The organism is Pseudonocardia ammonioxydans, from assembly GCF_900115005.1.
Classification (GTDB): Bacteria; Actinomycetota; Actinomycetes; order Mycobacteriales; family Pseudonocardiaceae; genus Pseudonocardia; species Pseudonocardia ammonioxydans.
Genome location: NZ_FOUY01000001.1, coordinates 521,095 through 544,309 on the forward strand (window position 1 = coordinate 521,095; position 23,215 = coordinate 544,309).

Here is a 23,215-nt window from a genome sequence, read left to right on the forward strand (position 1 = left end):
CGTGACCGTCGTATGACCGGCTTCACCCGGTGTCGCGACGCACGCCCCGGTCGCACCGGCGCCGGTGCGGGGACACCCGCGCACCGCGTCGCGCGCTCACGGGGTGTGCAGTGCGGCGGATGTCCGGCGGGCCCTCCGCCCTCGTTCGGCGATCACCGGGGTGGCCGGTCGTCCTGCTCGTGCCGACCGTGTGCGGGGTCCTGCGGGTCCGGGCCGGCGGGGTCGTCCGGACGGCGCATCGGCCGGGTCGGGCCGGGGTTGCCCGGATCGTCGTGGTGCCGGCCGCGGGCAGAGGGGTCCGCGCCGGCCCCGCATCCGCCCTGCCGGGGCGCCGGGGCGCCGCGCATCACCGGGCGGGTCGGGCCCGCCGCGGGGTCCGGGCCTGCGGGCTGCCCGCTCGCGGCGCCGTCCGCGTTCCCCGTGACCGCGGCCGGCGGGCCGGACCGCGGCGCCTCGGATCCCGGTCGCCGGGGCGCGCCCCCGGGGTCCGGCCGCGGCACCGCGCCCCCGGGACCGGGAGGCGCCGCGCCCGGTCCGCGCGGCGGGCCACCGGGTCGCCGGGGGTCCGGGGCCGGTGCGGCCTCCCTCGGCCATCGGTGCGGGCCGCCGGGTGTCTGCGGGGGCGGGCCCTGCGGGACCGGCCCCGGCCCGGCAGGTCCCGGCGTGGCGGGCGCGCCGGGCCGCGTACCGGCCGCTCCGGGACCCGCGGTCGCCCCCGCGCCGGCGCCCGGGGCCGGAGCGGGCTGTTCCGTACCCGGCACCTGGCCCTCCGGGAAGGTCGGGATCTTGAACGCGCCGGAGAAGCTGCCGTCCGGTGCCGGCGGGGGCGGAGGCTCCCAGCCCGACGGGCGCTGCTGTGCCCAGGCCGCCACCAGCGCTTCCGGCACGCCCACCGCGATCGCCCGGGTCCGCAGCACGGCGGCCAGCTTCTCGTCGTGCAGCACGTGCGCGCTGTCCTGCACCGCGCCACGGGCGATCCGGTTCCGCATGAACGCCAGCTCGGTGACAGCCGCCTGGTAGTCGGCCACCGCCTTCGCCGCGGCCTTGCCCGAGCGACGGCGGACCAGCGTCCGCCAGCCACGGCGCCGGGAGAGCCGGGCCAGCAGCGGCACCTCGCTCGGCGCGATCCAGCCGGCGGAAGCGAACGCGGGCAGCTCCGCGGCGACGATCCGCGCCTCGCGGCGGCGGGCGAACACCACCAGGAAGATCATGCCGCCGAAGATCGGGACCATGACGAACAGGTAGATCTGGTAGAAGGCGCCCGGCGAGGCGGCCAGCACCGACGCGCCGTTCCACAACGCGTGCAGCACCACCGCCGCGACGTACCCACCGATCAGCGCCAGCACGCGCACACCGATGCTGCGGCTGGCCACCGCCACCCCCGCGGCGATGCCGATCATGCAGGTGAACAGCGGGTGCGCGAACGGCGAGGCGATGCCGCGCACGAACAGCGTCGCGACCACCCCGGCCGTCTCGGGATCGGAGACGGCCCGCCCGATGTAGAGGATGTTCTCGCTGAACGCGAAGCCCGCGGCGACGATGCCCGCGTAGACGATGCCGTCGACGATCCCGTCGAACTCGCGCCGCCGCAGGACCAGCAGCCCGACCAGGAACAGTCCCTTGGCGAACTCCTCGACGACCGGTGCGACGACGACGGGGCCGAACAGGTCCCCCGCGCCGCGCCCGGCCGCCGCGTCGAGCACCGCGGACGCGCTGCTGTTGATCAGCAAGGACACCAGTGCGGCGAAGCCGGCCCCCCAGAGGAACGCGCCCATGAGCATTCCCGGCGGCTCGGGTTCCCAGCGGTCGACCCACAGGAACGCGCTCACCACCGGCACGACCGGCAGCAGGGCCGCGAGCGTCCCGACCACGACGCCACCGGTCCCGACCGCCTGCTGCAGGATCCCGACCGTGATCACGGCAAGCAGGCCGAGGACGACGAGTCCCACGACCGGCAGCAGGACGCCGCGCCGCTTCGCCGACGGGGCCGGGACCGGGCCGGACGGGTAGCGGCCGGTCATGGCGGCGGTGAAGGACATGGCCCGGCAGCGTAGAGAACTATCGGTTCGTGCACAGAGCGCCCGCGCCACGGGAGGCGGGAACCACACCCGTGCGGGCGGCCGATCGTGGCGCTCCGAACGACTGCCGCAGACGGTCGGACGCGCAACTGCGTCCCGCCGGAAGGTGGCCGCGGTTTCGGCAGGCCGATAGTCCGAAGGGGCGCGTTCCGCGGAACGCACCCCACGCGTTTCCCGGGCCGACGGTCCGACGGAGCGCGTTCCGCGGAACGCAGCCCCCGCCTTCGGCGGGCCGCCCACGGAGCGCCTTCCCGCGGAAGGCAGCCCGCGCGTTCCGCAGACCGGTGGTCCCACGGAGCACCTTCCGCGGAGGGCGGCCCGCGCGTTCGGCAGGCCGACGGTCCGACGACCGGTGCGCGTTCCGCGGAACGCTCGCCCGGCGCCCGATCCGTTCCGGCGGACGCTCGTCGGGCACCTCTCGGTCTGCTGCTTCGGCCACGTGGCCGACTGCCGGGGATCCGGGCTTCTCGCGTTCCGCGGACGCTCGCTCGACTGTTCCGGTGCGTTCCGCGGAACGCTGAACACGAAACGCGCTGTGCTCCGCGGAACCCGACGAGCCGGCGGTCCCGATCCCCTTCGCCGCTCACCGGAACGCGCCTCTGCACGGACCGTCGGGGCGAGGAGTGACGCTCCGGCACGGGCCCGCACTCGCAGCGTCCCGCGGAACAGTCACCGGCCCCGATCCGTCCGTCGGACGCTCGATCGACACCTCCCGACGTGCAGCGTCGGCCACGAGGCCGATTTCCCCGGGGGGCCGGGCTTCTCACGTTCCGCGGAACGCTCGGCCGACCGTTCCGCGGAGCGGCTGACCGGTGTATCCGGCGTTCCGCACGATCACGACCTCGGCCGCCTGCACCGGCGACACCTGGACATCAACGGGTTCGGGGACCGTCGTCGCTCGTCGCCGAGAAGTGCTGGACCGTTGCGTTCCGCGGAACCGACGACCGGCGAGGCACCGCGCCGCGTTACCGGTGGGCGCGATCGACAACGTTCCGCGGAACAGGCGACCGGCGGGTCGAGCGCGTTCCGCGGAACAGCGGACCAGGTGCACCGTCGATCTGTGGGGCCGCCGGTCGGATGTTCCGGCTGGTCCGTAGAACGGTTATCCGTCGCGGCCCACGACCCGGGGGCCCGGGTTCAGGGTTCCGGGTTCTGTCAGGTGGACCGGACGCCGCCGTCGGTGTCGTCCGGGTCGTCCGGCGCGCGGCAGCAGTACTCCAGCCACAGCGCACCACCGACCAGCAGCAGGGCGCAGGCCAGGCCGACGCCGGCGGCGATGCTGTCGGAGAACGCCGCGACCACCACCGACGCCCGGGGCAGCGTGTGCAGCAGCACCGCGATCCACAGACCGGCGATCACCGCCCCACCGACCGAGGAGGCCTTCGCGAGCAGGACCGCCCGCGCGGCGACCAGCGCCGGTACCGGCAGCGCTCCGCCGCGGCGCTCGATCCGGCGCCGCAGCACGACCCCGCCGGCGAGCTCCGCGGCGCCGAGCACCCCGGTCGTCACGCCGGCAACGACCGGCAACGGCGGCATCGTCGAATACGTCAGCTGGACGAGAATGTTGCCGAGCAGGGCCGTGACCACGGCGATCCCGGCCAGGTCCCGGTAGCGGGTCGGGGTGACGGTCGGCCGCGGGTCCTCGCCCGATCCGGGTCGGTGGCCACCGGGGTCCGGGGTGCTCACGGGATCACCAGCGACAGGTCGTCGCGCCGCCGGACCCCCTCGCGCCCATCCGGTCCCAGCTGTTCCAGAAGCCCGGCGACCGGCCCGTGCCCGTGCAGGACCGCGTCCGGGTCCGCGATCAGCCAGGGCAGCAGCACGGTCGCCCGCTCGGGTGTGCCGGGGTGCGGCAGCAGCAGGTCGGGATCGTCGGACAGGACCGGCCCGTTCTCCCCGTCGACCTGGACGACATCGACGTCGAGCGTGCGCGGGCCCCAGCGCTGCTCACGCACCCGGCCGGAGGCGCTCTCCAGGGCCTGGCCGCGGCGCAGCCAGCCCCAGGCGTCGAGTGCCGGGTCGTCGGCGATCACGACCGCGTTGAGGAAGTCGGGCTGGTCGGTGACGCCCCACGGCGCGGTCTCGAACACCGGCGAGGCGGCGACGAGCCCGGCCCCGAGGTCCGCGACGACCGTGCGCAGGTGCCCGATCCGGTCGCCCAGGTTCGAACCCAGGGACAGCACCGCGCGGGTCACGACCGGCTCCGGTGCAGGACTACGGCGACGTCGTCGAAGCTCAGCGGGATCGGTGCGGACGGCTTGTGCAGCGTCACCTCGACGTGCCGGATCCGGGTGTCGGAGGCGAGGACGTCGTCGGCGACCGCACCGGCGACCGACTCGATCAGATCGTGCGGCGGGCCGCCGAGGATCGCCGCGGCCCGCTGTGCCAGCCCGCCGTAGTCGAGGGTGTCGGCCAGGTCGTCCGACGCCGCCGCGGCCGACAGGTCGGTGTGCACCACCAGGTCGAGCACGAACTCCTGGCCGTCGCGCTTCTCGTGCTCGAACACGCCGTGCCGGCCACGGACCCGCAGCCCGCGCAGCTCGATCCGGTCCGTGCTCACCGGTCGCCCTCCGGGGAGGACCGGGCCGGGGACGCCCCGAGCCGGCACGCCGCGCTCACCGCGACGGCGTCGACCGTCGACTCGACGTCGTGCACCCGCACGCCCCACGCGCCGGCGTTCGCGGAGATCGCGCTGACCGCGGCGGTGGCGGCGTCGCGACCGGCCGGCCGGCGCAGCGTGCCGTCCGCGGACGCCAGCAGGTCACCGAGGAACCGCTTGCGCGACGCCCCGACCAGAACCGGGAAGCCCAGCGCGATCAGCACGTCGAGCCGGCGCAGCAGGGCCCAGTTGTGCGCGGCCGTCTTCGCGAAGCCCAGCCCGGGGTCCAGCACGATCCGGCCCGGGTCGACCCCGGCCATGACCGCCTGGTCGGCCCGGGCGACGAGCTCCGCGCGGACCTCGCCGACGACGTCGGAGTAGGCGGCCAGCTGCTGCATCGTGTCGCTGTGCCCGCGCCAGTGCATGAGCACCCACGGCACCCGGGTCTCGGCGGCCACCGCGGCCATCCGCGGGTCGGCGAGCCCGCCGGAGACGTCGTTGATCATGACGGCCCCCGCCTCGACGCACGCCAGCGCCACCGTCGAGCGGGTGGTGTCGACGCTGACCCGGATACCGGCCTCGACGAGCTCCTGCACGACCGGCAGGACCCGGTCGCGCTCGGTCTCGGCGTCGATCCGCTGCGCGCCGGGCCGGGTCGACTCGCCGCCGACGTCGACCAGGTCGGCACCCGCATCGCGCATGGCGACGCCGTGCGCGATCGCGTGCGAGCGGTCCAGGTAGCGGCCGCCGTCGGAGAACGAGTCGGGGGTGACGTTCAGGATGCCCATGACTGCGCAGCGGCCCAGCTCGGGCAGGGCGCCATCCGGGGCGACCACGTCAGGCCCCCCTGATCAGCGACAGCGCCTCCGCACGCGAGGAGGCGGAGCTCTTGAACAGCCCGCGCACCGCCGACGTGGTGGTGCGCGAACCCGGCTTGCGGATACCGCGCATGGCCATGCACAGGTGCTCGGCCTCCATCACCACGATCACCGCGCGCGGGTCCAGCTTGCGCACCAGCGCGTCGGCGACCTGTGCGGTGAGCCGCTCCTGCACCTGCGGACGCTTGGCGTAGAGGTCGACCACGCGGGCGATCTTGGACAGGCCGGTGACCTGGCCGTCGACCGCGGGGATGTAGCCCACGTGCGCGACCCCGTGGAACGGCACCAGGTGGTGCTCGCAGGTCGAGAACATCGGGATGTCCTTGACCAGCACGAGCTCACCGTGCCCCTCGTCGAAGGTCTTCTCCAGCACCTGGTCCGGGTCCACGAACAACCCGGAGAAGATCTCGCCGTAGGCCCGTGCGACCCGGGCGGGCGTCTCCTTGAGTCCTTCGCGGTCCGGGTTCTCCCCGACCGCGATCAGCAGCTCGCGGACCGCCCGCTCGGCGCGCTCCAGGTCGACCCCCTCGGGTACGGCCTGGGTGACCCCGGCCGACACCGCGGCCGATCGCAGCGTGCGCAGTTCTTCGTCCGTCGTCGACGTGCTCAGTGTCCTGCCTCCGGGTCGCCGCCACGGCGGTCGTCCTGCCGCTCCTCGGGCCCACTGCCGGTCGCGCCGGGCCCGGTCTCCCCGGACCCACCGGTCCAGGGTCCGTTGCGGCTGGGTCCCTGTTGCGGGTCCGGCTGGCGGGCCTGCTCCTGCGCGGGTGCCTGCCCCGAAGCCTGCCGGCCCTGGCCCTGCTGCCCGGCCCAGCCGGGAGGCGGCCAGGTCTGGCCGTGCGGGGTGGTCGCGGGCCGCCAGTCCGGCGGGGCTCCGTAGTTCGGCGCGACCGCGGACGGTGGCGGATAGCCGCCCTGGGGCCGGCCCGCGGGGGCGCCGGGGCGGCCGTTGCCGCCCGGCTGCCCGTTGCCCGGGGTTCCGTTGCCCGGGGTTCCGTTGCCCGGGGTTCCGTTGCCGGCCTCACCGTTCGGGCCGTGCCCGTTACCGGCCGGAGCCGGACCCGGCACGGAGCCGTACCCGCCCTCGTTCGGGGCGTCCGGGCGGGCCGGGGTGCCGCCGCCGGTCGGGAACGGCGAGGCGCCCGGCAGCCCGGGGTTGTCCCCGTGGCCGTTGGCGGCGCCGGAGCCGACCGGCTCCGGGGTCCGCTGCTCGTCGGCGGGCCACGGCTCGCCACGCTCGTGGGCCGCCTCGCGCGGGGTCTTGATCGGCGGCTTCTCCGACGGCGTGCGCTCGCCGAAGTCGTTGAACGCGGTGATCCGCGGCCGCTTCTCCACCGACCCGAAGATCCGCTCCAGGTCCTTGCGGTTGAGCGTCTCCTTCTCCAGGAGCTCCAGCACCAGGTCGTCGAGGACGTCGCGGTAGGTGTTGAGGATCTCCCACGCCTCGGTGTGCGCGGCCTCGATGAGCTTGCGCACCTCCTCGTCGATCTCGTGGGCGACCTCGAGCGAGTAGTCCGCCTGGTTGCCCATCGAGCGTCCGAGGAAGGGGTCACCCTGCTCGCGGCCGTAGCGCACGGCGCCGAGCTTGGCGCTCATCCCGTACTCGGTGACCATCGCGCGGGCGATCTTGGTGGCCTGGTCGATGTCGGAGGACGCGCCGGTGGTCGGCTCGTGGAACACCAGCTCCTCGGCCGAGCGCCCACCCATTGCGAAGACCAGCCGGGCGATCATCTCGGCACGGGTCATCAGGCCCTTGTCGTCCTCGGGGACGACGAGCGCGTGACCGCCGGTCCGACCGCGCGGCAGGATCGTCAGCTTGTAGACCGGCTCGAGGTCCGGCATCGCCCACGCGGCCAGGGCGTGCCCGCCCTCGTGGTAGGCGGTGAGCTTCTTCTCCTGCTCGGAGACGATCTTCGACTTGCGCCTCGGTCCGCCGACGACGCGGTCGACCGACTCCTCCAGCGCCGCGCCGTTGATCAGGGCCTCGTTCTCGCGGGCGGTCAGCAGCGCCGCCTCGTTGATGACGTTGGCGAGGTCCGCGCCGGACATCCCGACGGTGCGCTTGGCCAGCGACTCGAAGTCGACGTCGTCGGCGAACGGCTTGCCCTTGGAGTGCACGGTGAGGATCGCGCGCCGCCCGGCCAGGTCGGGGGCCGCCACCGGGATCTGGCGGTCGAACCGGCCGGGGCGCAGCAGCGCCGGGTCCAGGATGTCGGGCCGGTTGGTGGCCGCGATCAGGATGATCCCGCCGCGGGCGTCGAAGCCGTCCATCTCGACCAGGAGCTGGTTCAGCGTCTGCTCGCGCTCGTCGTGGCCGCCGCCCAGCCCGGCGCCGCGCTGGCGCCCGACGGCGTCGATCTCGTCGACGAAGATGATGCAGGGCGCGTTCTGCTTCGCCTGCTCGAACAGGTCCCGCACCCGGGAGGCGCCGACACCGACGAACATCTCCACGAAGTCGGAACCGGAGATCGTGTAGAAGGGCACCCCGGCCTCGCCGGCCACGGCACGGGCCAGCAGCGTCTTACCGGTGCCGGGCGGGCCGTAGAGCAGCACGCCCTTCGGGATCTTCGCGCCCAGCGCCTTGTAGCGGCCCGGGTTCTGCAGGAAGTCCTTGATCTCGTGGAGTTCCTCGACCGCCTCGTCGGCGCCCGCCACGTCGGTGAACGTGTTCTGCGGCATGTCCTTGTTCAGCTGCTTGGCCTTGGACTTGCCGAAGCTCATCACCCGGTTCCCGCCGCCCTGGGAGTTGTTCAGGAACCAGAACAGGATGAGCAGGACCAGGGCGAGCGGGATCATCATGATCAGCAGCGACGACAGGAACGAGTCCTGCCGGACGACCGTGTCGTACTCGCCGATCCCCCGGACCTCGCTCAGCGAGTCGAAGATCTGCCCCGAGAGCTGGGCCGGGTACTGCGTGATGATCTGGGTCTCGCCGTCGACCGGGGTGTTCAGGGTCAGCCGGAGCTGCTGTTCCCGGTCCTCGATCAGGGCGCCCTGGACGTTGCCCGACTGGATCTGGGAGAGCGCGACGGACGTCGGCACCTCGGTGTACCCGCGGGTGTCGTCGAACAGCGAGCTGAACCCGAGATAGATCAGGAGCGCGACGAGGATCCAGATCAGCGGGTTGCGGAGCAGGCGCTTGCGGTCCATGCAACGTCGGCCTGGGTGGCCTTCACCTTCCCGAGAGTGGTTCGCGGCAGCAGCGGCGGACGGAACACCGCCCCGCCCGACGGCCCTGACCCGCCAGGATAGCTTCCCGCCTGAGCGGGCGCGCCGGGCGGACCGTGGCCGGACGGTCGTGCGCGACCGTCCTCCGGTTCAACGTGCGACCGACCTGCCCGGTTCCCTCACAGGGGTGTCCCGCCGCACACCGCCGGGGGCGGGTGTGGGACAACTGTGCTGCACGCTCGGTGGCGGGCCGGAACCGATACGCACACGCTACTCCTCCGTCCGGCCGAGTCGCGGTGGTCTGCATGTCGGGAGGGGCGGGTCGGATGGCGTTGCGCACGGGAACCGGGCCTCGTCGGACCGTGTCGGCGTGCGCCGTCGGGCTGGCCGCCTCGGCCGTCCTGACCCTGTACGCGGCACCCGCCGGTCCGTCACCCACGGCGCCGGAGGACGGCCCGGGCGTGACGACGACCGCGAGCGCGGCTCCCGGCACCGGCTCCCCCACCGCCCCCGCGGTCGCACCCGGACCGTCGTCGATCGGGCCGGGGACCGTGACCGAGACCGCGGGCGCGGGCCTGTGCACCGCCGGATTCGTCCTCACCGCCGGGGACCGTACGTTCCTGGCCCAGGCCGCGCACTGCGGCGGGACCGGCGACGAGACCGAGACCGACGGCTGCACCTCGGCCACCGTCCCGCTCGGCACCCCGGTGACCGTGCGCGGCGACCGGGGTGCGGTCACCGGCACCCTCGCGTGGAGCTCCTGGAACACCATGCAGGCCCGCGGCGAGACCGCCCCGGACACCTGCGCGTACAACGACCTGGCGCTGGTCGAGCTGCCCGCCGGCGCCGAGCCGTCGGTCGGCGCCGCGGTGCCCTTCTTCGGCGGCCCGACCGAGGTCCGCACCACCCCGCTGCCGGCCGGGTCCCCGGTGTACGGGCTGGCCAACCCGCCCGGCTCCGACGGGGAACGGACCGTCGCGGCCCGCGCGGGAGCGGTCGCGGGCGACGTCGGCGGCGGCTGGGGGCACGCGGTGTACACCCTCGAGCCGGGCGTCGCCGGTGAGTCCGGCAGCCCGCTGCTCGACGAGCAGGGCCGCGCCGTCGGCGTCCTGTCCAGCCTGTCGACGACGGCGGACCGCCCGAGCATCGAGTACACGAACCTGGGCCGCGCGCTGGACTACGCCGCCCGCACCGACGGGCCGGCCGGCCTGGCACCGGTCCCGGGCCCGGCCTTCACCGCGACCCCGGCCGGGGTGGACCCGCGGGAGCTCACGACCCCCGCGGGCCCCGGCGTGGCGGGCTGAGCCCCGGGCACCGAGCGGAGCTTGCGGAGCGAGCATCCAGCACCGAGCGGAGCCCGCATCAGGCCCGAGCGGAGCTCGCGGATCAGGCGTAGACCTTCGGGTCGAGGGTGCCGATGTAGGGCAGGTCCCGGTAGCGCTCGCCGTAGTCCAGTCCGTAGCCGACGACGAACTCGTTCGGGATGTCGAAGCCGACGTAGCGGACCGGGACGTCGACCTTCACCGCGTCCGGCTTGCGGAGCAGGGTGGCGACCTCCAGCGACGCCGGGTTCCGGCTCTGCAGGTTGCCCCGCAGCCAGTTCAGGGTCAGGCCCGAGTCGATGATGTCCTCGACGATCAGGACGTGCCGGCCGGCGATGTCGCGGTCGAGGTCCTTGAGGATGCGCACCACCCCGGACGACGACGTGGACGAGCCGTAGGAGCTCACCGCCATGAACTCGAGCTGGGTCGGGACCGACAACGCGCGGGCGAAGTCGGTCATGAACATGACCGCGCCCTTGAGCACGCCGATCAGCAGCAGATCGGTCTCCCGGCCGCCCTGTACGACATCGGAGTAGTCCTCGGCGACCCGCTGGGCCAGCTCCGCGGTCTTCTCCCGCACCTGCTCCTCGGTGACCAGCACCGACGAGATGTCCTCGCCGTACACCCGACCCCCTCGCGCGGGCCGCACCGCGGCCCGGTCGACTCCGGGACCGGACGGTGTCGTCACGCCCGGTCACGCCCCCACCGCTGGTGGCGCAGGACGAGCCTGCCACGCGCGCGGGTCAGCTCCAAGCCGCCTCCGAGGGTGGGCCCGCCCTGCCCGCGCCACCGGCCCACGAGATCGTCGGCAGCGCGCAGCTGCGGCTCGGTGAGCGCACGCACCCCCGCGCCGGTGAGCCATTCCCGCAGGACCCGGCGCCGGACGGCGGCCGGTGCCGTGGCGAGCGCCGCGGCGTCGAGCGGTACGGCGACGGCGCCGGTACCGGTGTCCGGGGACCACCCGTCGCCGGTGCCCGGGTGCGGCGCGGCCGGGGAGCTGTCAGCGGAATCACCCGGAGCACCGGTGGTCCACGGTCCGGCCCGGTCACGTTCCGTGTCCGGTTCCGCACCCGGGGCCCGTTCGGCGGCCGCGCGGAGCAGGCCAGCGCGCTCGGCGAGGGCGTCGTCGTCGTCGCGGAGCTGGCCGGCGCTGCGGGCGAGCGCGCCGGCGACCCCGCCGCCCAGGACGTCCTCCAGCAGCGGCAGCACCTCGTGCCGCAGCCGGGAGCGGGTGAAGCGGGGGTCGGCGTTGTGCGGGTCGTCCCAGACCTCGACGCCGGCCCGGGCGCAGAACCGGGCGGTGTCGGCCCGGCGCAGGCCCAGCAGCGGGCGCAGCCACGGGTCGGACCACTCCCGCATCCCGGCGAGCGAGCGTGCCCCGGAGCCGCGGGCGAGGCCGAGCAGCACGGTCTCGGCCTGGTCGTCGAGGGTGTGGCCGAGCAGCACCGGGGAGCGGGGGTCCGGCCGGGCCGCCAGCAGCGCGGCCCGGCGGGCCCGGCGGGCGGCGGCCTCCATCCCGCCGGCCACCCCCACCTCGACGGCGTGCACCGCGGCGTCCACACCGGACTCGCGGAGCCGGTCGGCGAGCGCGGCGGAGCGCTGCGCGGAACCGTCCTGCAGGCCGTGGTCGACCACGGCGGCGTGCACCGGGCCGTCGACGACGGCGCGCACGGCGAGCACGAGCGCGGTCGAGTCGGCCCCGCCGGAACATCCCACGAGCGGCGGGGCCGTGCGCACCGGCGCAGGCAGTGCGGCGAGCGCGTCGCGCACCGCGGCCCGGACGCGCTGCGCCGCCGCCCCGGCCGGCACGGCGGTCCCGGGGCGGTTCAGCCGACGCGGCGCAGCCACGCCGGCGGGTCGGTCAGCTCGTCGCGGGTCGGGAGGGTCTCGGGGGACTCCCAGACGCGGTTGAGCCCGTCCATCCCGGCCTCGCGCTCGACCGCCCGGCAGAACGCGGCGCCGACGGCGTACTGGCGCATCTTCGCCTCGACCCCGAGCAGTGCGCGCAGCAGCCGGTCGACGATGCCGCCGCCCCGGCGGCGCTCGGTGAACCGCCGGCGGATCACGGCGACGTCGGGCACGACCTCCGGGCCGACGGCGTCCATCACGTGGTCGGCGTGCCCCTCCAGCAGCGTTGACAGGGCGAGCAGCTTGTCGAGCACCGCGCGTTGCTCGGGGCCCTGCAGCAGCTCGACCAGCGCGAGGACATCACCCTTGCGGCCCTTGCGCCCGTCCTCGCCGCGCAGGGCCCGGATCGCGTCGGGCAGCCGGGCGAGCTTGTCGGTATCCGGCTCCTGCAGTGTCAGCAGGTCCGAGACCAGGCCGGCGAAGTGGTCGCGCAGCCACGGCACCGCCGTGAACTGCAGGCGGTGCGTCGCCTCGTGCAGGCACACCCAGAGGCCGAACTGCTCACCGTCGACGTCGAGCGCGGTCGTCGCGGCGTGCACGTTCGGTGCGACGACCATCAACCGCCCGCCGCCGCCCGGCCCACCGAACGGGTCGTACTGGCCCAGCACCCGGGCACCCATGTAGGCGAGCAGGGCGCCGAGCTGGGCACCGGAGCCGGCGGCGGTGACGGTGCGCACCGGCCACGGCGACGCGGGCAGCTCGGCTCCGGAGGTCAGCGCGTCCATCCCCTCGACCGCGGCCCGGGCCCACGCGGCCCGGTCCAGCACGTCGGCGGGCAGCAGCGGCAGCCCGGCACCGAGGCCGGTGACCTCGCGGACGTGCCCCTCGGCGCGGGCGGAGTCGCCCCGCAGGCGCTCCACCAGCTCGCGGGCCGCGGCGGGGGAGGTGCGCGGCCCCGCGGGCATCAGCCGGGTCGCCGTGGTCGCGGCGAGCGACCAGTTGACGGGCAGACCGCCCCCGTCCCGCCGCGGGGCCGCGGGGGCGGGGTCGGTCACGGTGGCCGGACCGGTCGCGTCGGGCTGCATGCGGCCCACGCTACCCGCGGTGCCGGGCCGCTCGTGGCCGCCGCGATCCGCGCCGGTCAGCCCCGGCAGCCGCAGCGGCTGAGCGTGGCGGCGACCCGGTCGAGGGCGGGGCGGGCGTCGGCGGGCGAGGTGCCGTTGGACAGCAGGGCGAACACGAGCAGGCGGCCGTCGACGTCGGTGACGACCCCGGCGAGGCTCGACGCCCCGCTCAGCGTCCCGGTCTTCGCGCGGACCACGCCCCGTCCGGCGACCGAGGAACCGTCACCGAACCGGTCGGTCAGGGTCCCGGCGCCACCGGCGACCGGCAGCCCGGTCAGGATCGGCCGCAGGAACTGGACGTCGCTGGGGCTGTCGGACTGGGCCGCGGCCGAGGCCAGCACCGACCCGAGCAGCCGGGCCGGGACCCGGTTGTCCCGGGACAGGCCGCTGCCGTCGGCGATCTGCAGGCCGCGCACGTCGTACCCGGCCTGCACCAGGGACTCGGTGACGGCACGGGCGGCACCGTCGAACGACGCCTCGGTGTCGCGGCTGACGGCGACCTGCCGGGCGAGTGCCTCGGCCGCCACGTTGTCCGATGCGGTGAGCATGTACTCGACCAGGCTGGCGATCGGCGGGGAGGAGACGCTGCCGAGCACCGGGGCGTTCGCGGCGGCGGCACCGTCGCGCACCTCGGAGGCCCCCAGCGCATCCGCCAGCGCCCGGCCTGCGGCCTGCGCGGGATCGTCCGAGCGCGGCCCGTCCTGCTGGGACGGGTCGGTGCGGCCGCCGTCGAGCATCAGCGGGGACACCGGGGCGACGTACCCGTCGGCGACGTCGGTCGGCCCCCAGCCCGGCGCCTGCTCCGGGCCGCTCCACAGGCTGGTGTCGACGTAGACGGTGTTCACCGGCCGCCCGTGCGCCTGCTTCACCTCGGCGGCGAGGTCGTCGATGCGGGCGGGCTCGGGGTAGAGACCGTCCTGCCCGGCGGGCAGGTCGGTGAGCGAGGGGTCGCCGCCGCCGACCAGGACCACCGAGTCCTCGGTCGGGCCGGGCACCACCCGGGTCGCGAGCCGGTCGGTGGGGTTCATCGACAGCAGCGCCGAGGCCGCCGTGAGCAGTTTCATGGTCGAGCCCGGGACCATCGCCCTCTCCCCGGAGCGCTCCCACAGCGGGGCCACCCCGCGCGGCGCGGCGGAGTCCATCACGACGCCGGTGACCTCGCCGAGCGCGGGCGAGTCCAGCTGCCCGGCGAGGGCCTCGGTGATCCCGGCGGCGGTCGGGACCGGCGCGGTCGGGGTGAGCGGCTTCAGCGCGGGCATCGGCACCGGCGGGTACTGCGCGCTCGCGGCCCCCATCCCGAGCCGGTCCCGGGTGTCCGGCCCGGCCAGAGCCACGGCACCGAACAGCGAGGCCAGTGCCACGACCGCCACGGCGACGACCGCGAACCGCCGCGTGGCGCGGTCCGTGCGGCGATGCCTGCGTCCCACTCCGCCTCCTGCTCGCTGCCCGCATCCGGGCGCTCCGGTACCGGCCGACCTGCCCGGACGGTGATGCGACACCTGCCACATCCCGGCCGGAGAGGGTCACCGGCGTGCACCGGCACACTCCCGGTCCCTCACACTAGGGGGCAGCACCGACGCCACCGGAGTGGGCGGCCGTCCCGGCCGGCCCGGCGCTCCGGTGGGTGGCAACACCCGCCAAGGACCCTCTTCAAGGAGCAACGAACAGTGGACTTCGACGTCACCATCGAGATCCCCAAGGGCGGCCGGAACAAGTACGAGGTGGATCACGAGACCGGCCGGATCCGGCTCGACCGGACCCTGTTCACCGCCACGCAGTACCCCGCCGACTACGGGTTCATCGAGGACACCCTCGGCGAGGACGGGGACCCGCTGGACGCCCTGGTCCTGGTGCAGGAGCCCACGTTCCCGGGCTGCATCATCCGCTCCCGCGCGATCGGCATGTTCCGCATGAAGGACGAGAAGGGCGGCGACGACAAGGTCCTCTGCGTCCCCAGCGACGACCCGCGCCAGGAGCACCTGCGCGACATCCACCACCTGGCCGAGTTCGACCGGGCGGAGATCCAGCACTTCTTCGAGATCTACAAGACGCTCGAGCCGGGCAAGAGCGTCGAGGGCGCCGCCTGGGTCGGCCGCGCCGACGCCGAGCGCGAGATCAAGGCGTCCTACGAGCGGGCGAAGACCGAGGGGCACTGAGGTGGCCGTGAGTGGTTATCGCGGTCGGGGCCGCGATAACCACTCACGAGCCACTACACGTACTGGCGGGTCAGCCACTCGGCGACCAGCGCGGGCCGGTCGGAGCCCTCGAGCTCGACCGTCACGCCGAGGGCCAGCTGCACGCCCCCGCTGACGTCGGTCACGTCGGTGAGCTCGACCTTCGCGCGGACCCGGCCGCCGACCGGCACCGGGTTGGTGAACCGGACCTTGTTCATGCCGTAGTTCACGCCCATCTTCACGCCGTCGACCCGGTAGACGCCCTGCACCAGCTTCGGCAGCAGCGACAGGGTGAGGAAGCCGTGCGCGATCGTCGTGCCGAACGGCCCCGACTTCGCCTTCTCGGCGTCCACGTGGATCCACTGGTGGTCCTCGGTCGCATCGGCGAACCCGTCGATCCGCTCCTGCCCCACCACGAACCACTCCGAGGTCCCGATCTCGGTCCCCTTCGCCGCCCGCAGCTCGTCGACCCCGTTGAAGACGCGCATCCGCAATCCACTCCCGTTCCTCGGTTCGTCGCTCGACGGCAGCCGGCGGCCGGAGCGCCGACGCCGGACCCTTGCTTACCGCACCCGTCCGGAGCGCGCCGGTGCAACGTCGGGAAACCCACACACGCGCACGCGCACGCCCCATCCCCCATGATCCGCTCGTCTTGGTTATGGTCGGATCGCGAGGAGCCGTCTGCAGCAGGCCGGACCAAGCTTCGACGTTGGAAGGCCGACGACCGATGACCCCGAACGCCCGCGACCGCCGATGACCGGTCCGAGTACGCCCGGCACGGAACCGGGACGCGAACTGGTCCACCGCGCGGTGCCCTACCGGGATCCCGAGCACCAGGCAGAGGTCCTGGCCGGCCCGGTCGCGGGAGCCCTCGAGGACAACCGGCGGGCACTGGTCGTCGTCGAACCCGAGTGCCGGTCCGAACTGGAGCGTTCGCTGGGTACGGACGCGGGGGTCGAGTTCTGCCGGCCCGAGCGGATGCACTCCGCTCCGCCGTTCACCGTCGCCGGCCGGTGGAGCCGCGCGGTCCGTGGCGCGCTCGCCGACGGCGCCACCGGGGTGTGCACGGTGAGCCAGCCGGTGGATCTGCCGGGCACCGACCCGGCCTACTGGACGCGGCTGGATCTGGCGCTCGACCACGCACTGGGCGACCTGCCCGTCGAGATGCTGTGCTGCTTCCCCGACGGCGACGACGCCCGGGAGGCGGTCGGTGCGCTGCACGACGAGTTCCTGGTCGACGGCGGCACGATCCCGAGCGGGCACCGCCGCGGTGACCACGAGCTGCTGCGGGAGTACCCGCAGCCCCCGCCGTCGGAGCTGGGGTTCCCGCTGGTGACGCTGCCGGTCCAGCTGTCCGGGCTCGCCGCGATGCGCCGCGTCGTGCAGCGCCACGCCGTGCTCAGCGGTTTGGGGCCGGAGCGGGTCGAGGACCTGGTCCTCGCGGTGAACGAGCTGGTCAGCAACGGTATCGAGCACGGCTCCGGCGCCCCGGTGCTGCGGTTGTGGCGCACCCCCGCCGGGCTGGTCGCCGAGATGACCGACTCGGCCGCCTGCCACCTGGCGTTCCCCGGTCTCGCGGCACCACCGCTGTCCGGGGTCCGCGGACGCGGCATGTGGCTGGCCTCCGAGCTGACCGACGTGCTGCAGGTCTGGACCGCCGAGGACGACCCGGGGCGGGTGCAGGGCACCGTCGTGCGGGTCACGATGGGGTCCCCGTGACCGCACCGGCGCCGTGAGCCGGCCCGACCGTGCCGCCGACCCGGTGACCCGCTTCCTGCGCCTGGTCACCGGCCCCGAGCCGGCACTCGACGAGGGCGCGCTCGCCATCGCAGCGGGCGCCGAGCCGGACCCGGAGGTCGCCGCCGAGTCCGCGCGGCGGGCCCGGGCCACGCTCGACGAGCTGGCCGAGGGGGTGACCGGCCTGGAGTCGCTGCTGCACCGGCTGTTCACCGAGGCCGGGTTCACCGGCAACGCCCGCACCTACGGCGACCCCCGGAACTCGTTGCTCCCCGACGTGCTGGAACGCCGGACCGGTATCCCGATCACGCTGTCGGTGGTGGCGATCGAGGTCGGCCGCCGGGCCGGGGTCGACCTGGAGGGGGTCGGGATGCCCGGGCACTTCCTGGTGCGCGTCCCCGGCACGCAGCGCCACCTCGACGTCTTCGACCGCGGGCGCCGGCTCGACCTGGCGGGCTGCGAGGCGCTGTTCCGCGCCACCACCGGCGCGGGCCCGGACGTCGAGTTCGGTGCCGGGATGCTGCCGCGGACCTCGACCCGCCAGATCCTCGCGCGGATGCTGGAGAACCTGCGGGCGAGCTACGGACGGTCGAAGGACCACGCCGGCCTGGAGTGGGTCCTGCGGATGCGGCTCGGGCTGCGCCACCAGGGCCCGGAGCTGATCCGCGAGCTCGGCGACGTGCTGGCCGCGCAGGCCCGGTGGGACGAGGCCGCCCGGCTCATGGAGTCCTGGGTGGAGGGCCCGGGGCGCGGGTCGCGTTCCGGCACCGAGGTGCTCGACCAGGTCCGGATCGAGGCCCGCCGGCACCGCGCGCACCTCAACTGAGGCGCGGGCTCAGGTGTGCGGGGCCCGGGTCGGCGCGCCCGAGTCCTCACCGAAGCGCCAGGGCTGCCCGGTCGACTCCAGCACCGCCATCCACAGGTCGCCGTGCGGGTCGACCTGGTTGCGCCGGCTGACCGCCAGGTTCATCGGGATGTGCACGAACCGGCGCCGCACCCGGCCGACCACCATCGCGGTGCGCCCGGACATCGCGGCGTGCACGGCGGCCTGGGACAGCCGGACGGTGTAGACGCTGTCGTAGGGGTTGGCCGGGACGCTGCGGATGAGGTAGCTGGGGTCGACGTAGCGCACCGTCGTCTCCATCCCGGCGCCGGCGAACGACTCGCCGATCCGCTCCCGCAGCCACGGCCCGATGTCGGCGAGCTTGGCGTTGCCGGAGGCGTCGGTGCGCCCGACCGGGGGCAGCATCTCCTGGCCCGCCCCCTCCGCGACGACGACGACCGCGTGCCCCCGCTGCGCCACCCGGCGGCGCAGGTGGTTCAGCAGGCCGGTCTCGCCGTCGAGCTCGAACGGCACCTCGGGGATGAGGACGGCGTCGGCGTCGGACCGGACCAGCGAGGCGTAGCACGCGATGAAGCCGGAGTGCCGGCCCATGAGCTTGACCAGCCCGACCCCGCCCGGGGTGGACTTCGCCTCCACCGTCACCGACCGGATGGCCTCGCTGGCCTCGGAGAACGCCGTCTGGAACCCGAAGCTCTGGTCGATCAGCGGGATGTCGTTGTCGATCGTCTTCGGGATGCCGACCACGGCGATCCGCAGGCCGCGCTCGGACACCACGCGGGCGATCTCCATCGCGCCGCGCAGCGTCCCGTCGCCACCGATCACGAACAGCACGTTCAGGTGCATCTGCTCGAGGCAGTCGACGATCTCCTCGGGGTCCTGCGGGCCGCGCGAGGTGCCGAGGAAGGTGCCGCCGTCGACGGCGGTGTCGCGGACCGACTCCGGGGTGAGCTCGACGACGTCGTGGCCGTAGGCGGAGACGAAACCGCGGTAGCCGTTGCGGAACCCGACGACCCGGCGGACGCCGTAGTGGTAGGTCAGCGTCCGGACCAGGCCGGCGACGACGTCGTTGAGGCCCGGGCACAGCCCGCCGCAGGTGACGATGCCGGCGCGGGTCTTCGACGGGTCGAAGTAGATCTGCCGGCGCGGCCCGCAGGGCTCGAAACCGGGCAGCTCCTCGACGTCGACCCCGCGGGACTTGATCCGGGTGGAGGTGTCGTCGAGCAGCACCCGGTCCCCGGCGTCGACGTAGTGCTCGGTGGTGCTGCGCGCGTCCAGCAGCGGGGCCAGCGGGGACGTGATCCGGGCCGGCCCGAGGGTGTCGATCGCGAGGTCGTCCGGCGTGATGTTGCTGTACTCCCCCGTCGTCACGGCACTCCTCGTGTGTATCGATCCCGTAGCTCGGCTCATGGTGGCCTACCGCGGACGGGGAGTCGATCGGGCCCCCTAGGCTCGACCCCGTGCCCCTCGCCCTGATCACGAACGACGACGGCATCGACTCACCCGGGCTGTACGCCCTGGCGCGGGGAGCCCGCGACGCCGGCTACGACGTCGTCGTCGCCGCCCCGGCCGGCGACTCCAGCGGCGCGGGGGCCTCGGTCCGGTCCGTCGTGGACGACGGGCACACGGCCGTGCACGCCCGCGACGACATCGGCGAGCTGGACGGGATCGAGGCCTTCGCGGTCGCCGCCGACCCCGCCTACATCGTGCACGCGGCCGGGCAGGGCTGGTTCACCCGCGAGCCGGACGTCGTGCTGTCCGGGATCAACATCGGTGCCAACACCGGCGGCCAGGTGCTGCACTCGGGCACGGTCGGCGCCGTCCTGGCCGGTGCCCTGCACGGCTGGTCGGGGATCGCGCTCTCGCTGTCCTGCGGGCTGGCGGCACCGGCCGCCCCGCACTGGGCGACGGCGACCGGGCTGCTCCCGGAGTTGCTGGAGCGGCTCCGCTCCCGGCCCGCCGGGACGCCGTGGACGGTGAACGTCCCCGACGTCGCGGCGGCGGACCTGCCCCCGATCCGGGAGGCCGCGCTGTGCGCGACCGGAGCGGTGCGGGTCCGGGTGGTGCACCGCGCACCCGAGCGCGGCCCGGACGGGGTGCGCCCGGGCGGACTGCGCACGCTCGTCTCCGAGGACCACTCCGAGGCCGTGCCGGGGACCGACGTCGCGCTGCTCGCCGCGGGGTACCCGACCGTGACCGAGCTGACGACCCTCGGCTCCCGGCCCGGGGCGACCGGCTACGGCGGCTGAGCGAGCCGCGTCTCAGTGCTCGTCGCGGCCGGTCAACTCGTGCTCCAGCTCGTCGGCGAGGTGCACGACCTGCCGGAACGGGAACTCGAAGCCGTCGAGCGCGGCCGGGCGCAGCGGGATCGAGTGCCGGTAGACGAGCACCCCCTCCTCGGCGGCGAGCCCGCCGACCACCGACGGCCCGGCCAGCTCGAGCGCCTTCACCAGGTCGACGTCGCCGAGCCGGGCGACCGGGGACTCGATCTGCACCCAGTCCTGGTCCGGGTCCGCGACGGCGGCGGCCGCGTCGGTGACCGTGGCCCCCGGCTGCGCGGCGTCCTCGCTCACCCGCTTCACGACGACCAGCTGGGTGCGGTCCCCGGTCGTCGGCAGCCGGAAGCGGAGCTCGTCCGCGTTCTGCCGGACGATCTCGTACCGCACCACCACGTAGGACTTCAGGTCCTCCCAGGTCGCCACGCCGCCTCCGCCCCTCAGGGATCGCATCTGGTGTCGAGCTCGTACGGGGCGACCCTATCGGGTCCGTGGTCCGGCACCTCAGCCCTCCAGCCCGGTGGTGATCAGCTGGTCGACCGGGGCGTGGTCGTCGGTCAGCACGGCGGCGTCGCCGGTGAACGCGGCCGTCCGCGCCGGGTCGAGCACCGCACCGGGCTCGCCGCTGCGCGCCACGGCCGCCTCCAGTGCCCTCGGGTCGAGCGGCCGGTCGGAGCCGACGACCACGACGTTCCCGCCGCCGCCCGGGGCGAACTCCTCCGGCCGGGCCACGAGCATCGTGGTGCCGAACCGTGAGTCCACGGTGGCCGTGGCCGCCCGGACCAGCTCGAGCGGGTCCCGGTCGATCACGTTCAGCACGTAGAGGCCACCGGGGCGCAGCACCCGCTGCACCTGGTCGAGGAACTCGGCCGTCGACAGGTGCCAGGGCACCGAGCGGGCCCCGAAGGCATCGCCGAGCACGACGTCGGCCGAGTCGTCCGGCAGTGCGGCCAGGTTGACCCGGGCGTCGCCGGTCCGCACCGTCGTGCCGGGGATCCCGCCCGCCCCCAGCTCGCGCACACCCAGCTCGATCACGCCCCGGTCGAGCTCGAGCACCGTGGACGTGCTCCCGGGCCGGGTCGCGGCCAGCCATCGCGGCATGGTGAGCGCACCACCGCCGACGTGCACGGTGTCGAGCGGCTCCCCCTGCGGATACGCCGTGTCGATCGCGGCGGCGAACCGCTTCGTGTAGGCGAACTCCAGGTGGGCGGGGTCGCCGGAGCGGACGTAGGAGTGGCGCAGGTCGTCGAGCACCAGGTAGCGCCCGGCCGGGTCCTCCGGGTCGGGCTGCACCGAGGCGCAGTAGTAGGTGGTGTCGGCGTCGCAGCGCCCCGGGACCGCGACCAGCGCGACGGCCAGCAGCACGGCCGCCGTCCCGCCCCGCAGCACGTCGCGGCGACGGCGCCGCGGGGCGACGAGCACCCCGAGCAGCAGGCACGCGGCCGCCGTGACCAGCAGGATCGCGCTCACCGGGAGCAGCGCGACCAGCACGAACCCGGTGAGGAAGGTGCCGGCCAGCGAGCCGAGCGTCCCGGCCGCGGAGAGCCCGCCGACGACCTCGCCGGAGTGCTCGAGGCCGGTCAGCCGGGCCCGGGTGACGGCCGGCGTGACCGCGGCCAGCGCCGTCACCGAGACCAGTGTGGACGCCGCGACGAGCAGGACCGCGGCGACCGGCCCGGCGCCGAGCAGCGGGCCGACGAGCCGCACGACCGGGCGCACCGCCAGGGTCCCGAGCCCGCCGACGACCAGCATCAGCGCGGCGACGGCCACCGGGTCGCGCTCGTCGGCCCACTTCCCGCCGAGCGCGGCCCCGGCCGCGATCCCGGCCAGCGCCACCCCGATCACGGCGGTGGTGGACTCCAGGGTGAGACCCACGTAGGGGGCGACCAGGCGGGTCGCGAGGGTCTCCACGACGAGGATCGCCGCCCCGGAGACGACGACGGCGGTCCGGGCGAGGGCGAGGCGCACGGGCGTATTGTCGCCCGTCCGACCGGGCGACCGGCCGACCGGGCGACCGGCCGCCCCGCTGTCAGGCCTGCTGCAGGCGCAGCACCAGCTTGCCGGTGTTCTCGCCGCGGAACAGCCGCAGCAGCACGTCCGGGAAGTCGTCCACCGTGCCCTCCACGACGTCCTCACGGCTGTGGATCCGGCCCTCGGCCAGCCACCCGGCGAGCTCCTTCGCAGCGTCGCCGTAGCGATCGGCGTAGTCGAAGACCACGAAGCCCTGCATCCGTGCCCGGTTGACCAGCAGGCTCAGGTAGTTGGCCGGGCCCGCGGGGGCGGACTCGGCGTTGTACTGGCTGATCGCGCCGCAGATGACGACCCGGGCGCCGAGCGAGAGCCGGGTCAGGACGGCGTCGAGGATCTCCCCGCCGACGTTGTCGAAGTAGACGTCGACACCGTCCGGCGCGGCGGTGCGCAGCTCGCGCCCGACGTCCTGGCTGCGGTAGTCGATCGCGGCGTCGAAGCCGAGCTCGTCGACGATCCAGGCACACTTCTCGGCGCCGCCCGCGATGCCGACCACCCGGGCACCGGCGATCTTCGCGAGCTGCCCGACGACGCTGCCGACGGCACCGGCCGCACCCGAGACGACCACCGTGTCGCCCTCGCGCAACGCACCGACGTCGAACAGCCCGAAGTAGGCGGTCATCCCGGTCATGCCGAGCAGCGCGAGGTAGCGCTCCGGCGGCACGGCGTCCGACGGTTGCACCTTCTGCAGGCCCTCACCGTCGGACTCGGCGTACTCCTGCACCCCGAACGTGCCGGTGACCAGGTCCCCGACGGCGAAGTCCGGGTGCTGGGAGGCCACGACCTCGCCCAGGCCGAGCGCGCGCATGACGGCGCCGATCTCCACCGGCGGGATGTAGCTGCGGCCCGCGTTCATCCAGCCGCGCATCGCCGGGTCCAGCGAGATGTGGCTGATCCGGACGACGAGCCGGCCCTCGCCGGGCTCGGGCACCGGCTCGGAGGTGTGGTCCCAGACCTCCGGCCCGGGTGTCCCGGTCGGACGCGCGGCGAGCCGGACCTGACGGTTCACGTTGTCACCCATGGGTACCGGTCTACCCGCACGGCCCCTTCGCTACCGCATCACGATCGTCACCGCATCACGATCGTCACCGCCCCGATCGGGAATGAGCACCGCGATCCGCTCACGGGTTCCGCCGATGCTC

At 74.7% G+C, this 23,215-nt stretch carries 21 protein-coding genes; 5 read left to right on the forward strand and 16 right to left on the reverse strand.

The window, feature by feature from the left end:
• Positions 1-152 precede the first annotated feature (152 nt).
• The 7 genes from BM093_RS36505 to ftsH form a co-directional block, all read right to left on the reverse strand.
• Positions 153-2,039, reverse strand: coding sequence for a PrsW family intramembrane metalloprotease (locus BM093_RS36505; protein ID WP_245773244.1), 1,887 nt, complete (start codon positions 2,037-2,039; stop codon positions 153-155).
• Positions 2,040-3,233: 1,194 nt separating this feature from the next.
• Complete coding sequence (locus BM093_RS02445) at positions 3,234-3,764, reverse strand: DUF3180 domain-containing protein (RefSeq protein WP_093336392.1); 531 nt, start codon at positions 3,762-3,764, stop codon at positions 3,234-3,236.
• Positions 3,761-4,273 carry a 2-amino-4-hydroxy-6-hydroxymethyldihydropteridine diphosphokinase gene (gene folK / locus BM093_RS02450; protein ID WP_093336395.1) on the reverse strand — a complete coding sequence of 171 codons (513 nt, stop codon included), beginning with the start codon at positions 4,271-4,273 and terminating at the stop codon, positions 3,761-3,763. The genes BM093_RS02445 and folK overlap by 4 nt, the downstream gene beginning before the upstream one ends.
• Positions 4,270-4,638: a dihydroneopterin aldolase gene (gene folB, locus BM093_RS02455; RefSeq protein WP_093336397.1), complete on the reverse strand. Its 369-nt coding sequence runs from the start codon at positions 4,636-4,638 to the stop codon at positions 4,270-4,272. The genes folK and folB overlap by 4 nt, the downstream gene beginning before the upstream one ends.
• Positions 4,635-5,465, reverse strand: a complete 831-nt coding sequence (folP, locus tag BM093_RS02460; RefSeq protein WP_093336651.1) for a dihydropteroate synthase — start codon at positions 5,463-5,465, stop codon at positions 4,635-4,637. Before folP ends, folB begins: the two co-directional genes overlap by 4 nt.
• Positions 5,466-5,514: 49 nt before the next feature.
• Positions 5,515-6,114 (reverse strand): GTP cyclohydrolase I FolE, encoded by a 600-nt coding sequence (gene folE / locus BM093_RS02465; RefSeq protein ID WP_093336400.1) that lies wholly within the window; start codon positions 6,112-6,114, stop codon positions 5,515-5,517.
• Between the two features lie 47 nt (positions 6,115-6,161).
• Positions 6,162-8,705 (reverse strand): ATP-dependent zinc metalloprotease FtsH, encoded by a 2,544-nt coding sequence (ftsH, locus tag BM093_RS02470; protein WP_093336402.1) that lies wholly within the window; start codon positions 8,703-8,705, stop codon positions 6,162-6,164.
• A 479-nt stretch (positions 8,706-9,184) separates the two neighbouring features.
• On the opposite strand from ftsH, the gene BM093_RS02475 reads away from it, so the two are divergent.
• Positions 9,185-10,027 carry a trypsin-like peptidase domain-containing protein gene (locus BM093_RS02475; RefSeq protein WP_177238222.1) on the forward strand — a complete coding sequence of 281 codons (843 nt, stop codon included), beginning with the start codon at positions 9,185-9,187 and terminating at the stop codon, positions 10,025-10,027.
• 82 nt (positions 10,028-10,109) lie between these two features.
• On the opposite strand, the gene hpt is transcribed toward BM093_RS02475, so the two are convergent.
• From hpt to dacB, 4 genes are read right to left on the reverse strand one after another with little or no spacing between them, the layout of a single operon-like run.
• Positions 10,110-10,670, reverse strand: coding sequence for a hypoxanthine phosphoribosyltransferase (gene hpt / locus BM093_RS02480; protein ID WP_093336407.1), 561 nt, complete (start codon positions 10,668-10,670; stop codon positions 10,110-10,112).
• 59 nt (positions 10,671-10,729) lie between these two features.
• Complete coding sequence (tilS, locus tag BM093_RS36950) at positions 10,730-11,893, reverse strand: tRNA lysidine(34) synthetase TilS (protein WP_245773245.1); 1,164 nt, start codon at positions 11,891-11,893, stop codon at positions 10,730-10,732.
• A complete protein-coding gene (locus BM093_RS02490) occupies positions 11,872-12,978 on the reverse strand; it encodes a zinc-dependent metalloprotease (protein ID WP_093336653.1) in 1,107 nt (368 codons plus the stop codon). Before BM093_RS02490 ends, tilS begins: the two co-directional genes overlap by 22 nt.
• Positions 12,979-13,034: 56 nt before the next feature.
• Positions 13,035-14,444 (reverse strand): D-alanyl-D-alanine carboxypeptidase/D-alanyl-D-alanine endopeptidase, encoded by a 1,410-nt coding sequence (gene dacB, locus BM093_RS02495; RefSeq protein ID WP_143105227.1) that lies wholly within the window; start codon positions 14,442-14,444, stop codon positions 13,035-13,037.
• 240 nt (positions 14,445-14,684) lie between these two features.
• On the opposite strand from dacB, the gene BM093_RS02500 reads away from it, so the two are divergent.
• Positions 14,685-15,173 carry an inorganic diphosphatase gene (locus BM093_RS02500; protein ID WP_010242619.1) on the forward strand — a complete coding sequence of 163 codons (489 nt, stop codon included), beginning with the start codon at positions 14,685-14,687 and terminating at the stop codon, positions 15,171-15,173.
• Between the two features lie 53 nt (positions 15,174-15,226).
• Here BM093_RS02500 and BM093_RS02505 read toward each other — a convergent pair whose 3' ends face one another.
• Positions 15,227-15,679, reverse strand: coding sequence for a MaoC family dehydratase (locus BM093_RS02505; RefSeq protein ID WP_093336413.1), 453 nt, complete (start codon positions 15,677-15,679; stop codon positions 15,227-15,229).
• Positions 15,680-15,944: 265 nt separating this feature from the next.
• On the opposite strand from BM093_RS02505, the gene BM093_RS02510 reads away from it, so the two are divergent.
• Positions 15,945-16,910, forward strand: coding sequence for an ATP-binding protein (locus BM093_RS02510; protein WP_093336416.1), 966 nt, complete (start codon positions 15,945-15,947; stop codon positions 16,908-16,910).
• A gap of 13 nt (positions 16,911-16,923) precedes the next feature.
• The gene (locus BM093_RS34965) at positions 16,924-17,754 is read left to right on the forward strand and encodes a SirB1 family protein (protein WP_143105228.1); all 831 of its coding nucleotides are present in this window, start codon (positions 16,924-16,926) and stop codon (positions 17,752-17,754) included.
• Between the two features lie 9 nt (positions 17,755-17,763).
• Here BM093_RS34965 and BM093_RS02520 read toward each other — a convergent pair whose 3' ends face one another.
• Complete coding sequence (locus BM093_RS02520) at positions 17,764-19,140, reverse strand: ATP-dependent 6-phosphofructokinase (protein WP_093336419.1); 1,377 nt, start codon at positions 19,138-19,140, stop codon at positions 17,764-17,766.
• 89 nt (positions 19,141-19,229) lie between these two features.
• Here BM093_RS02520 and surE point away from each other — a divergent pair, with 89 nt between their 5' ends.
• Positions 19,230-20,018, forward strand: a complete 789-nt coding sequence (surE, locus tag BM093_RS02525) for a 5'/3'-nucleotidase SurE (RefSeq protein WP_093336422.1) — start codon at positions 19,230-19,232, stop codon at positions 20,016-20,018.
• A 12-nt stretch (positions 20,019-20,030) separates the two neighbouring features.
• Here the strand turns inward: surE and BM093_RS02530 are convergent, their stop codons facing one another.
• The 3 genes from BM093_RS02530 to BM093_RS02540 form a co-directional block, all read right to left on the reverse strand.
• Positions 20,031-20,471: a hypothetical protein gene (locus BM093_RS02530; protein ID WP_093336425.1), complete on the reverse strand. Its 441-nt coding sequence runs from the start codon at positions 20,469-20,471 to the stop codon at positions 20,031-20,033.
• A gap of 78 nt (positions 20,472-20,549) precedes the next feature.
• Entirely contained in the window at positions 20,550-22,013 is a 1,464-nt protein-coding gene (locus BM093_RS02535; protein ID WP_093336427.1) for a fused MFS/spermidine synthase, read from the reverse strand.
• Positions 22,014-22,074: 61 nt separating this feature from the next.
• Complete coding sequence (locus tag BM093_RS02540; RefSeq protein WP_093336430.1) at positions 22,075-23,094, reverse strand: NADP-dependent oxidoreductase; 1,020 nt, start codon at positions 23,092-23,094, stop codon at positions 22,075-22,077.
• Positions 23,095-23,215 lie beyond the last annotated feature (121 nt).

Coding starts and splice junctions, on each gene's coding strand:
- BM093_RS02540 (WP_093336430.1), bottom strand. CDS start 23,094: ATGGGTGACAACGTGAACCGTCAGGTCCGGCTCGCCGCGCGTCCGACC.
- BM093_RS02510 (WP_093336416.1), top strand. CDS start 15,945: ATGACCGGTCCGAGTACGCCCGGCACGGAACCGGGACGCGAACTGGTC.
- BM093_RS02490 (WP_093336653.1), bottom strand. CDS start 12,978: ATGCAGCCCGACGCGACCGGTCCGGCCACCGTGACCGACCCCGCCCCC.
- BM093_RS02505 (WP_093336413.1), bottom strand. CDS start 15,679: ATGCGCGTCTTCAACGGGGTCGACGAGCTGCGGGCGGCGAAGGGGACC.
- folP (WP_093336651.1), bottom strand. CDS start 5,465: ATGGGCATCCTGAACGTCACCCCCGACTCGTTCTCCGACGGCGGCCGC.
- BM093_RS36505 (WP_245773244.1), bottom strand. CDS start 2,039: ATGTCCTTCACCGCCGCCATGACCGGCCGCTACCCGTCCGGCCCGGTC.
- ftsH (WP_093336402.1), bottom strand. CDS start 8,705: ATGGACCGCAAGCGCCTGCTCCGCAACCCGCTGATCTGGATCCTCGTC.